We start from the raw sequence: 12,625 nt of genomic DNA, 5'->3' as shown, positions 1-12,625 counted from the left end.
GCTCAGACGTGCAGCAGCAGATGGCGGCGTTCCCACGAGCTGATCACGCGGAAGAACGCTTCGTATTCGGTTTCCTTCAGCGCGAAATACGCCTTCAGGAACTTGTGGCCGAGGATCTCGCCGAGCGGTTCGCATGCGGCCATCAGCGTCAGTCCTTCCTCGAGGTTGCGCGGCAGCTGGTACGGCAGGTCGTAGCCGTCGCTGACGAGCGGCTCGGTCGGCTCGAGGCGTTGCGTCATGCCGAGGTAGCCGGCCGCGAGCGTCGCGGCGAGCGCGAGGTACGGGTTGCAGTCGACGCCCGGGATGCGGTTCTCGATGCGGCGTGCCGCCGGGCCCGAGTGCGGGATGCGGAAGCCGACCGTGCGGTTGTCGTAGCCCCACTGCACGTTGATCGGCGCGGCCATGAAGCGCGACAGGCGGCGGTACGAGTTGATGTACGGCGCGAAGATCGGCATCAGCGCCGGCGTGTACTTCTGCAGGCCCGCGAGGTAGTTGTAGAACATCGACGTCGCGCCGCCGGTTTCCTGCGACGTGAACAGGTTCTGGCCCGTTTCCTCGTCGACGATGCTCTGGTGCACGTGCATCGCCGAACCCGGCTCGTCTTCCATCGGCTTGGCCATGAACGTCGCGTACATGTTGTGACGCAGCGCGGCCTCGCGCACCGTGCGCTTGAACAGGAACACCTGGTCGGCCAGCGACAGCGCGTCGCCGTGCATGAAGTTGATCTCCATCTGCGCGGCGCCGACTTCGTGGATCAGCGTGTCGATGTCGAGGTTCTGTGCTTCGCAGTACTCGTAGATGTCCTCGAACAGCGGGTCGAACTCGTTGACGGCCTCGATCGAATACGACTGGCGGCCCGTTTCGGGGCGGCCCGTGCGGCCGACCGGCGGACGCAGCGGCAGGTCCGGGTCCTTGTTCATGTCGACGAGATAGAACTCGAGTTCCGGCGCGACGACGGGCTTCCAGCCCTTCGCCTTGTACAGGTCGAGCACGCGGCGCAGCACGTAGCGCGGCGAGATCTCGACCGGCGAGCCGTCGAAGTGCACGCAGTCGTGGATCACCTGCGCGGTCGGGTCGATGGCCCACGGGATCAGGCGGATCGTCGATGCGTCGGGCACGCAGACCATGTCGGGATCGGTCACGCCGGTCAGCGAGCCGTCTTCCGGATATTCGCCGGTGACGGTCTGGACCATCACGGCCTGCGGCAGGCGCATCGACTCGCCGGACGTGAACTTGTTGCGCGGCGTGATCTTGCCGCGCGCGATGCCGGCCATGTCGGGAATGATCGCCTCGACTTCGGTGATCCGGTGTTGTTTCAGAAAGTCTTCGATGTCGTGCATGTCTGTTCTCGTTAGTTTGGGTCGGCGCGCTCAGGCGAGCGCGGCGGCGGCCGTGGCGCGCGTGCGGGCCGTGCGGCGGGCGCGGCAGGCGTCGCCGAAGGCGCGGAAGATCGCGCTCGACAGCGGGTCCTGCGCATGGCGCCATTCGGGGTGCCACTGCACGGCGAGTGCGAACGCCGGTGCGTCGACGACGCTGACGGCCTCGATCAGGCCGTCCGGTGCGACGGCTTCGACGGCGAGGCCGGAGCCGAGCTGCGCGATGCCCTGCTTGTGCAGCGAGTTCACGTGCACTTCGTCGCGGCCGCCGGCGAGTGCGTGCAGCTTGCCGCCGGGCGTCAGCCGCACGACGTGCGCGGGGCCGTATTGCGTGTCCATCGGCGCGTCGTCGTCCTCACGGTGGTCGGCGAGGCCCGGCACGTCATGCACGTGCTGGTGCAGCGTGCCGCCGCAGACGACGTTCAGCTCCTGGAAGCCGCGGCAGACGGCGAGCACGGGCACGCCCGCAGCGATCGCCGCGCGCAGCAGCGGCAGCGTCGTCGCGTCGCGTGCCGGATCGTGCTTCGTGCCGGGCGCGCTCGGATCGCCGCCATACCGGTGCGGCTCGACGTTCGAATAGCTGCCGGTAAACAGCAGGCCGTCGACTGCGTCGAGCACGTCGTCGACCGGCTGGCGTTCGCCGAGTGCGGGCAGCACCATCGCGAGCGCATGCGCGCCGTCGACGATCGCGGCGACGTACTTGTCGCCGACCGTATGCGACGCGTGAGCGCCGATCTGGGTGAGGTCGGCGGTGAGGCCGACGAGAGGTTTCCTTTCCATGACGTCAATCAGTAATCCGTAGGGATGTGGCGTGCGCCGGGATGAATGCGGCAAAACGCAGGCACGACACGACCCCGCAGCCTGGCGCAAAGCGCAAGGCCGCTGGTGAGTGGGCGCAACGGGATGGCGTGGCGATCCGCGCTGCGCGCGACGATCAGGCCGTCGTTCGTTTCATTGCGATACGCGACGCGGCAACGAATGCGCGAACGCGTTCCGTCACCGCACGGACGATGCGGTTGGCGAATCGGCAAACAAAACGAACGACGTGAAGAAAGGAGAGGCGCTACGGCAGCAGCGACGCCACTTCGTCGGTATCGACGGCGACGAATGCGCGTGCGGAAACGGCGTTGTGGCGCCGAACGGAACGACGGGACAGGATGGTGTAGATCGACAGGTGAAGCAGGCGAGGACTATGCCAGCCGCAACTGCCGTCGGAAGCGGGAACGGCGCTGCGCAAACTTCGCACATCGCCTCGATCCCACCTCACCAGAGGGCCACGGACTCTCACGATTACACTCGACTGGGTTGTTGAAAGTATTGAACACCCGACCGTTTCAACGCACTGGGCGTTTAAAATAATCAAGGCGCCGGTCCTGCGCCACTTACATTGACGGGCATCAATTGTTGCGTTGCGATAACGCTTTTCGATGCCTGTGAAAGCCTGATGACGCTGACCTGAGAGCCAGCATATACGAGCCAAAAACGGCGTCAAATGTTTTTTAACGGTCCTGCATCAGGGGTTTCCCGAGCAGTGCGTATAAAAGATTCGTAAAACGAATAATCGACTTGGTGTTCATTATTTCGAACGCCTTTCAGGGTTTTCCCCGCTGATCTGCGGCATAAAGTGATTAGAATATTCAACGGCTGTCCACTGCGTCGTTTCACTTTGTCATCGCACTTATCGTGTCCGAAACCGAATCGATGTCCACCGAAGTCGCCGAGCGCCTGCGCTTCGTGCGCAACAAGCATGGCCTGTCGCAGCGCGAACTCGCGAAGCGCGCCGGCGTGACCAACGGCACGATCTCGCTGATCGAACAGGGGCGCGTGAGCCCGTCGGTCGGCTCGCTGAAGAAGTTGCTCGAATGCATCCCGATGAGCCTCGCGGAGTTCTTCACGTTCGAGCTCGTCGAATCGCGCTCGGTCGTGTCGCGCCGTGACGAAATGCCGAACCTCGGCAACGACACGCTCGCGTTTCATCTGGTCGGCGCGAGCGTGAAGGATCGCAACATGTGCATCCTGCGCGAGATCTATCAGCCGCACGCCGACACGGGGCCCGAGATGCTCGTGCACGCGGGGCACGAGGGCGGTGTCGTCGTGTCGGGCCGGCTCGAGCTGACCGTCGACGGCGCGACGTGGCTGCTCGACCCCGGAGACGGCTACTACTTCGAAAGCCGTTTGCCGCACCGTTTTCGCAATCCCAGCGCGGATCTGATCTGCGAGGTCGTCTCGGCCAATTCGCCGGCGACCTTCTGACCGCGCGTCACCGCATTCGCTGACGGCCGGCCGCGCGCGACGCGCGCGGCGTGCCGCATCGCGAATGTCACAACATTGAGGCATCCTGATGAACAAGTTGACTTTGGCTGACTGGCAGGACAAGGCGGCGTCGCTCGAGATCGAAGGGCGCGCATTCATCGACGGCGCGTCGCGCGACGCGCACGGCGGCAAGACGTTCGACTGCGTGAGCCCGATCGACGGCCGCGTGCTGGCGAAGGTCGCCGACTGCGGCGAAGCGGACGTGAACGCAGCCGTCGCGGCCGCACGCCGCGCATTCGACGCAGGCGTGTGGGCCGGCCTGAATCCGCGCGCGCGCAAGGCCGTGCTGCTGCGCTGGGCCGCGCTGATGCGCGAGCATCTCGACGAGCTGTCGCTGCTCGAGACGCTCGACGCCGGCAAGCCGATCGGCGACACGACGACGGTCGACGTGCCGGGCGCCGCGTACTGTGTCGAATGGTTTGCGGAAGCGATCGACAAGGTCGGCGGCGAGGTCGCGCCGGCCGACCATCATCTGGTCGGGCTCGTCACGCGCGAGCCGGTCGGCGTGGTGGCGGCCGTCGTGCCGTGGAACTTCCCGATCCTGATGGCCGCATGGAAATTCGGTCCCGCGCTCGCGGCCGGCAACAGCGTCGTGCTGAAGCCGTCGGAGAAATCGCCGCTGACCGCGATCCGCGTCGCGCAGCTCGCGTTCGAAGCCGGTATCCCGGCCGGCGTGTTCAACGTCGTGCCGGGCGCCGGCGAGCCGGGCAAGCTGCTCGCGCTGCATCGCGACGTCGACTGCATCGCGTTCACGGGCTCGACGGCCGTCGGCAAGCTGATCATGCAGTACGCCGCGCAGTCGAACCTGAAGCGCGCGTGGCTCGAGCTTGGCGGCAAGTCGCCGAACATCGTGCTGTCCGATTGCCCCGACCTCGACCGCGCGGCGCAGACCGCGGCCGGTGCGATCTTCTACAACATGGGCGAGATGTGCACGGCCGGCTCGCGGCTGCTCGTGCATCGCGACATCAAGGATGCGTTCATCGAGAAGCTCGTCGCGGCTGCACGCGCATACGTGCCGGGCAACCCGCTCGATCCGTCGGTGTCGATGGGGGCGATCGTCGACGGCATCCAGCTCGAGCGCGTGCTCGGTTATATCGACGCAGGACGCAGCGAAGGCCGGCTCGTCACGGGCGGTGCGCGCGTGAAGCAGGAGACGGGCGGCTTCTACGTCGAGCCGACGGTGTTCGAGGTGAAGCCCGATGCGAAGATCGCGCGCGAGGAGATCTTCGGGCCCGTGTTGTCGGTAATCGTGTTCGACGACGTCGACGAGGCCGTGCGGATCGCGAACGACACCGAATACGGGCTGGCCGCGGCCGTGTGGACGTCGAACCTGACGACCGCGCACGACGTGTCGCGCCGGCTGCGTGCGGGCACCGTGTGGGTGAACTGCTATGACGAGGGCGGCGACATGAACTTCCCGTTCGGCGGCTACAAGCAGTCGGGCAACGGCCGCGACAAGTCGCTGCACGCGCTCGAGAAGTACACCGAGCTGAAGTCGACGCTGATCCGGCTGCGCTGACGCGATGCCGGGCGCCGGCGCATCGCCGTTCGGCGGTGCGCCAGCCATCGTGCGCGCGTTATGCGCTGCGCAGCGCGGGGTGGAAGCCGGCGGCTTCGATGATCGACTGCACGCGCTGCGCGCCTTGCGCCGATTCGACCTTGACGATCTTCGCCGCGACGTCGATGTCGAGCTTCGCGGCGGGATCGGCGGCCGTCACCGCGCGCGTGATCGCATTGGCGCAGCCGCCGCAGGTCATGTCCTGGACTTCGAATTCCATCGTGTTCTCCTGAGTTGACGATTGACGAACACCGTCAGCATGAAGTTTGCCATGGTGGGAAGGTCAAGCGTTGTGTGCAGGATACCTTGCGGCCGATGATGCGTATGGCTGTAATCGGACGAATCGGCGCGCTGCCGCGCATGCCGGTCGGTGTTTGGCCCGATTGACCGCGGCCGTGCCGTGTCGCGCGCCGGGAAAAGCCTTTCCGGACAACGCTCGGCGAAACGGTATGAAGCGCGATCCCCATAGCGGCAACGCGGGCATTCAATGAGGAAATGCGAATCGCTCTTAGTATCGATTCCCCTCAAGATCCGTTCTCCGTTTCCGACCATGAATCGTTTTGCTTTTGGCTTCGCGCTGGCCCTGCTGGGCGCATCGGCAACGTCCGCATTCGCTGCCGACGACGTCGTCAACCTGACCCTGAAGGACCACAAGTTTTCGCCCGACGGCGTGACGATTCCCGCCGGCAAGAAGGTGAAATTCGTCGTGAAGAACCTCGACGCGACGCCCGCGGAATTCGAGAGCGACGACTTCAAGGCGGAGAAGGTCGTGCCGGCCGGCAAGTCGGTCGAGATCCTGGTCGGGCCGCTGAAGGCCGGTACTTACGAATTCCACGACGAGTATCACGAAGCGCAGTCGAAGACGCACCTGACCGTCAAGTAAGCCGATACCGACATGCTGTCTACTGCCCTGATCGTCTTTCGTGAAGTGCTCGAGGCCGCGCTGGTGGTCTCGATCGTGATGGCCGCCACGAAGGGCGTGCCGCGACGCGGCTGGTGGGTGAGCGGCGGGCTGGCCGGCGGCGTGATCGGCGCCGGCCTGATCGCGGCGTTCGCCGACGTGATCTCGCAATGGGCGTCCGGCATGGGGCAGGAAGTCTTCAACGCGGGCGTGATGTTCGTCGCGACGCTGATGCTCGCGTGGCACTGCATCTGGATGAGCCGGCACGGCCGCGAGATGGCGCTGCACATGGGTGAGGTCGGCCGGGCGGTGGCGGCCGGCAGCCGGCCGCTGACGGGGCTGGCCATCGTGGTCGGCGTCGCGGTGCTGCGCGAGGGTTCCGAGGCCGTGCTGTTCCTGTACGGGATCGCGGCGGGCGATCCGGGACAGACGCCGCAGATGATCGCCGGCGGGCTGCTCGGCGTGCTCGGCGGCGCCGGGCTCGGCTATGCGATGTATGCGGGCCTGCTGCAGATTCCGTTGAAGCGCCTGTTCTCCGTGACCAACGCGCTGATCGTGCTGCTCGCGGCGGGGATGGCGAGCCAGTGCGTCGGCTTCCTGCTGGCTGCGGGCCTCGTGCCGTCGTGGGGCGATGCGGTCTGGGATACGTCGTGGCTGCTCAAGGAATCGAGCATCGTCGGCAAGGCACTGCATACGCTGATCGGCTATACCGCGCGTCCTGCGGGCATCCAGATTGCCGCGTACGTCGCGACGCTGGTGGCGATTCTCGTGCTGGCACGGCTCGTCGGCCGGCCGCAGGAGACGGTGAGGCCGCCGCGCGCCGCTGCGTGAGTTTTCCCGGGTTCGAATGAAAGAAGGGGCGTCATGGACGCCCCTTCTTTCATGTGCGATGCGTGCAACCGGGTTCGGTCAACTGTGGTTGTCGATCCACGCGCGGGCCCATTCGAGCCCCGCATTGCGCGCGTCGTCTTCGGTGTCGAACACGCCGAGTACGCCGGACGCTTCCACGAGCCGGTTGTTCTGCGTGATCGTGCCGCTTGCCGCGAAGCGTTCCGGCTGCATGATCTCGTCCTGCTGCAGGATCGCGTGGCCCCAGATCTGGTAGCCGTGGTAGGTCTGCGCTTCCATTATCGAGTCACCTCCGCGGAGCGGCCGTGCGTGCCGACCTGCAGCACGTTGCCGTCCGGCGTGTATTGACGCGGGATGTTGGAGAAGCTTAGCGCGTGCGTCTCGTCGGCGCCGGCAGGGTGCATCACCGTGAGACGGCCAGGCGCAGGTTGCGCGACCGGGCGCGGTGCAGCCGGCGTGTCGGTCGCGGTGGCTGCCGGGCGATGCGAACCGGCTTTCACGGCCTGCGCGACGCGGCGCTTGTGCGGTTTCGCGGCGGCTTTCGGCGTGGCGCTCGCGTGCTTCTCCGCGCCCTTGCCGGTGCGTACGTCGGCGCCCGTGTGCGGGGCCGGCATACGGGCATCCGGCATACGGGCATCCGGCGTACGGGCATCCGGTGTGCGTGCCGCGGGATGCCGCGCCTCGGGCGGGTTCCAGACCTCGACATAGTGCTCGGCGGCCCAGCCAGTCGACGCGAACGTCAGCGCCAGCAAGCCACATCCAAACAGTCTTACCATTGTCTCTCCGTCTGTCTTGTCAGCGCGCCGCGCCGACCGGCATTTCGCCTTACTCCACCGTCACCGATTTCGCGAGGTTCCGCGGCTTGTCGACGTCGGTGCCGCGCGCACACGCGGTGTGATACGCGAGCAGCTGCAGCGGCACGACGTGCAGGATCGGCGACAGCTGGCCGTAGTGCTCCGGCATCCGGATCACGTGCAGGCCGTCGTCGTTGACGATCTGCGTATCGGCATCGGCGAACACGTACAGCTCGCCGCCGCGCGCGCGCACTTCCTGCATGTTCGACTTCAGCTTCTCGAGCAGCGTGTCGTTCGGCGCGACCGTGACGACCGGCATCGCTTCCGTGACGAGCGCGAGCGGCCCGTGCTTCAGTTCGCCGGCCGGATAGGCCTCGGCGTGGATGTACGAGATCTCCTTCAGCTTCAGCGCGCCTTCGAGCGCGATCGGGTAGTGCAGCCCGCGGCCGAGGAACAGCGCGTTTTCCTTGCGTGCGAATTCTTCCGACCACGCGATGATCTGCGGCTCCAGCACGAGCACGCTGTTCAGCGCGGCCGGCAGGTGGCGCAGCTGCTTCAGGAATTCGGCTTCCTGCGCGGCGTCGACGTGCCCGCGCAGCTTGCCGAGCGTCGCGGCCAGCACGAACAGCGCGACGAGCTGCGTCGTGAACGCCTTCGTCGACGCGACACCGATCTCGGTGCCCGCGTGCGTCAGGAATTGCATCTCGGTCAGGCGCACCATCGCGCTCGTCGCGACGTTGCAGACGGCGAGGGTATGCGTGTGGCCGAGCGACTGCGCATGCTTGAGCGCCGCGAGCGTATCGGCCGTCTCGCCCGACTGCGAGATCACGAGCACGAGCTGGCGCGGGTTCGGCACCGATTCGCGATAGCGGTACTCGCTGGCGATCTCGACCTGGGTCGGGATCTTCGCGATCGATTCGAGCCAGTACTTCGCGGTGAGGCCCGAGTAGTAGCTCGTGCCGCACGCGAGGATCAGCAGGCTGTCGATCTCCGCGAACGCGGCGGGCGCGGCGTCGCCGAACAGCGTCGCGTCGAACGCTTCCGTCTGCGGCACGGTATCGCTGATCGCGCGCGGCTGCTCGAAGATTTCCTTCTGCATGAAGTGGCGATACGGGCCGAGCTCGACCGCGCCGCCGTACGCGCTGACGACGCGGATTTCACGTTGCACGGTGGCGCCGAGGCGGTCGACGATCGTCACGCCGTCGAGCGACAGCTCGCACACGTCGCCTTCCTCGAGGAACGTGAAGCGGTCGGTGCTGCCCGCGAGCGCGAGCGCGTCGGACGCGAGGAAGTTCTCGCCGTCGCCGTGACCGACGACGAGCGGCGAACCCTGGCGCGCGCCGACGACGGTGTGCGGCTGGTCCTTGTGGATCACGGCGATCGCATACGCGCCGTGCAGCTGATGCACGGCTTCGCGCACGGCGTCGAACAGGTTGCCGCGGTACAGGCTGTGCACGAGGTGGGCGATCACCTCGGTGTCGGTCTGCGACACGAATTCGTAGCCCTTCGCACGCAGCGCGTCGCGCAGCGGCTCGAAGTTCTCGATGATGCCGTTGTGCACGAGCGCGAGCGCGTCCGACGAGAAGATCGGGTGCGCGTTGTGCGTGACGGGCGCGCCATGCGTGGCCCAGCGCGTGTGCGCGACGCCCGTCGTGCCTTCGAGGTACGACTCGCGCACCTGCGTGTCGAGATCGGCGACACGTGCGACGCTGCGCGCGCGCTTCGGTGCGCCCGGCTCGAGCACGGCGACGCCGCACGAGTCGTAGCCACGGTATTCGAGGCGCCGCAAACCTTCGATCAGCACCGGAACGATATTACGCTGCGCAACTGCGCCGACAATGCCGCACATGAAATCTACCTTCTATGTCGAAGCGGATGCCGTAGGGCACCCGCGTGATGTTAAGTTTTCTTCTTGACCGGGCGGACGTAACCGCTCTTCGCGGTCTGGGTCTTCTCGTTCAATGCGAGCAGGCCGTCGGCCACGTCCTTCCAGATCGTCGTGCCGGCGGCGATCGTCACGCCGCGGCCGACGCGCACGGGCGCGACGAGCTGCGTGTCGGAGCCGACGAACACGTCGTCCTCGATCACGGTGCGGAACTTGTTCGCGCCGTCGTAGTTGCAGGTGATCGTGCCCGCGCCGATGTTCACGCGCGCGCCGATGTCGGCGTCGCCGATGTACGTGAGGTGGTTCGCCTTCGAACCGTGGCCGATCACCGCGTTCTTCACCTCGACGAAGTTGCCGACGTGGGCTTCATCCGCGAGCTGCGCGCCCGGGCGCAGCCGTGCGTACGGGCCGATCACGGTGTTCGCGCCGAGCGCGGCGCCGTCGATATGCGTGAACGCGTCGATGCGCGTGCCCGCGCCGACCGACGCATTGCGGATCACGCAGTTCGGGCCGATCGTCACGTTGTCGGCGAGCGTCACGTTACCTTCGAACACGCAGTTCACGTCGATCGACACGTCGCGGCCGCAGTGCAGCGTGCCGCGCACGTCGAGGCGCGCCGGATCGGCGAGCGTGACGCCGTCGACGAGCAGCGTGTTCGCGACATTGCGCTGGTGAATCCGCTCGAGTTCCGCGAGCTGCGCCTTGCTGTTCACGCCGAGCGTCTCCCATTCCTCGTCGGGCTGCGACGTGACGACCTCGAAGCCGGCCTCGATCGCGAGTTCGACGACGTCGGTCAGGTAGTACTCGCCCTGCGCGTTTTCGTTCTTCAGCGCGCCGAGCCACATCGACAGCTGGGCCGTCGGCGTGACGATGATGCCCGTGTTGATCTCGGCGATCCTCAACTCGTCCGGCGACGCGTCCTTCTGCTCGACGATGCGCGTGACGAAGCCCGATGCGTCGCGCACGATGCGGCCATAGCCGGTCGGGTCGTCGAGCGTGACGGTCAGAATCCCGTAGCGGCCTTCGCGCGCGGCGTCGACGAGGCGCTGCAGCGTCGATGCGCGCGTGAGCGGCACGTCGCCGTACAGCACGAGCGTCGGTTGGGCGGGATCGAGGAGCGGCAGCGCCTGGCGCACCGCATGGCCGGTGCCGAGCTGCTCGGCCTGCACCGCGAACTGGACATCGGGTGCGGCGACGGCGGCCTGGACCTGCTCGGCGCCGTGACCGACGACGACGACGAGCCGGGACGGCTGCAGCGTGCGCGCGGTGTCGATGACGTGGGAGAGGAGCGGCCTGCCGGCCAGGGGGTGAAGCACTTTCGGCAGCGCGGAACGCATGCGCTTGCCGGTGCCTGCCGCCAAAATCACGATATTCATGGCGCCAGCTTGTCAGAGGAGTTCGAAGCCGTCCATTTTAGCATGCGGCCCCCGCCGTTCCGGGCCTGTCGCGGCGGGGCGACAGCGCCGGAAAGGGGGCGCGGGCCCCGGTTCCGGCGGCGTTCCGGCCCCGCTTACAGGTCGTCGAACTGGACGATCGAGATCGGCCGGGCCGCGCCCGGCGCCGAGGTGTCGTCGCCCGATGCGCACGGTTCCTCGTCGAACGCGATGTCGCCTTGCGGATCGGCAACGCCTGTCGCGCGCAGCGACTGGAACGGGTGCAGCGTCGTATCCATCAGGTGCGACGGCACGACCTTCGCGAGCGCGTTGAACATGTTCTCGACGCGGCCCGGGAAGCGCTTGTCCCATTCGCGGATCAGCGCCTTCATTTCCGCGCGCTTCAGGTTCGGCTGGCTGCCGCACAGGTTGCACGGGATGATCGGGAATTCGCGCAGCTCCGCGTATTTCTCCAGATCGGTTTCCTTCACGTAGGCGAGCGGGCGGATCACGATGTTCTTGCCGTCGTCCGACTGCAGCTTCGGCGGCATCCCCTTCAGCTTGCCGCCGTAGAACATGTTGAGCAGCAGCGTCTGCACGATGTCGTCGCGGTGGTGGCCGAGCGCGATCTTGGTCGCGCCGAGCTCGCCGGCCACCCGATACAGGATCCCGCGGCGCAGCCGCGAGCACAGCGAGCAGGTCGTCTTGCCTTCGGGTACGAGCCGCTTGACGATGCTGTAGGTGTCCTGGTTCTCGATGTGGAACGGCACGCCGACCTGCTTCAGGTATTCCGGCAGCACGTGCTCCGGGAAGCCCGGCTGCTTCTGGTCGAGGTTCACCGCGACGATGTCGAAGTCGATCGGCGCGCGCTCGCGCAGGCGCAGCAACACGTCGAGCATCGCGTAGCTGTCCTTGCCGCCCGACAGGCACACCATCACCTTGTCGCCTTGCTCGATCATGTTGAAGTCGCCGATCGCCTGGCCGACCTGGCGCACGATCCGCTTGAACAGCTTGTTGTTCTCGTACGCGTCCTTCTGTTCGCGGCGCGTCAGCACCGGGCGGCCGGCCGGGGCGGCGTCGTCGAGGGGGGCGGCATCGGCCGCCGTGTCATTCATGTGGGGGGCGTTCATGCGCGCTCCTCGTCCTTGATGCGAAAGACTTCGACGCCGACGGCGTCGCAGTCCGGATAGGCGTCCGGTTTCTCGGTACAGACGCGTACCGCGCGCACGGCATCGTGCGCCAGCAGGCGCGCGGCGATCGCGTCGCACAGCGTTTCCTGCAGGTGGATGTGGCCGCGCGCCACGCATTGCGCGACGCTCTGCTTCATCAGGTCGTAGTCGACGACTTCATGCAGCCGGTCGTCGACGGGGGTGGACAGCGCGAGCGGCACGAACAGGTCGACGTTGATGACGACGCGCTGCTCGCCGCGCTTCTCGTGTTCGAAGGCCCCGATGTTGATGTGCACCTCGTAGTCGCGCAGGTAGAGCCTGCGGCAATCCGCGAGGCGGGGGTGCAGGAGAGCGGAAAACATGGTCGTCCCAGTCAAATTGGCGTGCGCGCACGCAAAGCGGCGCGG

At 66.6% G+C, this 12,625-nt stretch carries 14 protein-coding genes; 4 read left to right on the top strand and 10 right to left on the bottom strand.

Annotated elements, in window-relative coordinates; translation table 11 throughout:
* Window positions 1-2: 2 nt before the first annotated feature.
* The 3 genes from OHZ10_RS16245 to OHZ10_RS16235 form a co-directional block, all read right to left on the bottom strand.
* Entirely contained in the window at window positions 3-1,340 is a 1,338-nt protein-coding gene (locus OHZ10_RS16245) for a glutamine synthetase family protein (RefSeq protein WP_059233004.1), read from the bottom strand.
* 30 nt (window positions 1,341-1,370) lie between these two features.
* Complete coding sequence (locus tag OHZ10_RS16240; protein WP_059233005.1) at window positions 1,371-2,156, bottom strand: gamma-glutamyl-gamma-aminobutyrate hydrolase family protein; 786 nt, start codon at window positions 2,154-2,156, stop codon at window positions 1,371-1,373.
* A 283-nt stretch (window positions 2,157-2,439) separates the two neighbouring features.
* On the bottom strand, window positions 2,440-2,622 hold the full coding sequence (locus OHZ10_RS16235) for a hypothetical protein (protein ID WP_006488040.1): 183 nt from the start codon (window positions 2,620-2,622) through the stop codon (window positions 2,440-2,442).
* A gap of 455 nt (window positions 2,623-3,077) precedes the next feature.
* Here OHZ10_RS16235 and OHZ10_RS16230 point away from each other — a divergent pair, with 455 nt between their 5' ends.
* Together OHZ10_RS16230 and OHZ10_RS16225 are read left to right on the top strand one after the other, a co-directional pair.
* Entirely contained in the window at window positions 3,078-3,629 is a 552-nt protein-coding gene (locus OHZ10_RS16230; RefSeq protein WP_042976781.1) for a cupin domain-containing protein, read from the top strand.
* Window positions 3,630-3,717: 88 nt separating this feature from the next.
* The gene (locus OHZ10_RS16225; RefSeq protein WP_174994730.1) at window positions 3,718-5,208 is read left to right on the top strand and encodes an aldehyde dehydrogenase; all 1,491 of its coding nucleotides are present in this window, start codon (window positions 3,718-3,720) and stop codon (window positions 5,206-5,208) included.
* Between the two features lie 58 nt (window positions 5,209-5,266).
* On the opposite strand, the gene OHZ10_RS16220 is transcribed toward OHZ10_RS16225, so the two are convergent.
* Window positions 5,267-5,467: a heavy-metal-associated domain-containing protein gene (locus OHZ10_RS16220; RefSeq protein ID WP_059233007.1), complete on the bottom strand. Its 201-nt coding sequence runs from the start codon at window positions 5,465-5,467 to the stop codon at window positions 5,267-5,269.
* Window positions 5,468-5,797: 330 nt separating this feature from the next.
* On the opposite strand from OHZ10_RS16220, the gene OHZ10_RS16215 reads away from it, so the two are divergent.
* Window positions 5,798-6,130: a cupredoxin domain-containing protein gene (locus tag OHZ10_RS16215; RefSeq protein ID WP_011353437.1), complete on the top strand. Its 333-nt coding sequence runs from the start codon at window positions 5,798-5,800 to the stop codon at window positions 6,128-6,130.
* A 12-nt stretch (window positions 6,131-6,142) separates the two neighbouring features.
* Window positions 6,143-6,979, top strand: a complete 837-nt coding sequence (locus OHZ10_RS16210; RefSeq protein WP_059233008.1) for an FTR1 family iron permease — start codon at window positions 6,143-6,145, stop codon at window positions 6,977-6,979.
* A gap of 78 nt (window positions 6,980-7,057) precedes the next feature.
* Here the strand turns inward: OHZ10_RS16210 and OHZ10_RS16205 are convergent, their stop codons facing one another.
* The 6 genes from OHZ10_RS16205 to OHZ10_RS16180 all read right to left on the bottom strand — a co-directional run bounded on the left by OHZ10_RS16205 (window position 7,058) and on the right by OHZ10_RS16180 (window position 12,580).
* Entirely contained in the window at window positions 7,058-7,276 is a 219-nt protein-coding gene (locus OHZ10_RS16205) for a hypothetical protein (protein ID WP_059233009.1), read from the bottom strand.
* Window positions 7,276-7,773 (bottom strand): hypothetical protein, encoded by a 498-nt coding sequence (locus tag OHZ10_RS16200; RefSeq protein WP_256085333.1) that lies wholly within the window; start codon window positions 7,771-7,773, stop codon window positions 7,276-7,278. The genes OHZ10_RS16205 and OHZ10_RS16200 overlap by 1 nt, the downstream gene beginning before the upstream one ends.
* 49 nt (window positions 7,774-7,822) lie before the next feature.
* Window positions 7,823-9,640 (bottom strand): glutamine--fructose-6-phosphate transaminase (isomerizing), encoded by a 1,818-nt coding sequence (gene glmS / locus OHZ10_RS16195; protein ID WP_342703028.1) that lies wholly within the window; start codon window positions 9,638-9,640, stop codon window positions 7,823-7,825.
* Between the two features lie 50 nt (window positions 9,641-9,690).
* Window positions 9,691-11,052 (bottom strand): bifunctional UDP-N-acetylglucosamine diphosphorylase/glucosamine-1-phosphate N-acetyltransferase GlmU, encoded by a 1,362-nt coding sequence (glmU, locus tag OHZ10_RS16190; RefSeq protein ID WP_059233012.1) that lies wholly within the window; start codon window positions 11,050-11,052, stop codon window positions 9,691-9,693.
* Between the two features lie 134 nt (window positions 11,053-11,186).
* Window positions 11,187-12,179, bottom strand: coding sequence for a tRNA 2-thiocytidine(32) synthetase TtcA (gene ttcA / locus OHZ10_RS16185; protein WP_059233013.1), 993 nt, complete (start codon window positions 12,177-12,179; stop codon window positions 11,187-11,189).
* The gene (locus tag OHZ10_RS16180; RefSeq protein WP_047899203.1) at window positions 12,176-12,580 is read right to left on the bottom strand and encodes a dihydroneopterin aldolase; all 405 of its coding nucleotides are present in this window, start codon (window positions 12,578-12,580) and stop codon (window positions 12,176-12,178) included. The genes ttcA and OHZ10_RS16180 overlap by 4 nt, the downstream gene beginning before the upstream one ends.
* Window positions 12,581-12,625: the final 45 nt, after the last annotated feature.

Origin of the sequence: Burkholderia arboris (genome assembly GCF_038723655.1) — a bacterium.
In the GTDB taxonomy this organism is placed as follows: Bacteria; Pseudomonadota; Gammaproteobacteria; order Burkholderiales; family Burkholderiaceae; genus Burkholderia; species Burkholderia arboris.
This window is presented reverse-complemented; position numbering and strand designations above follow the sequence as displayed.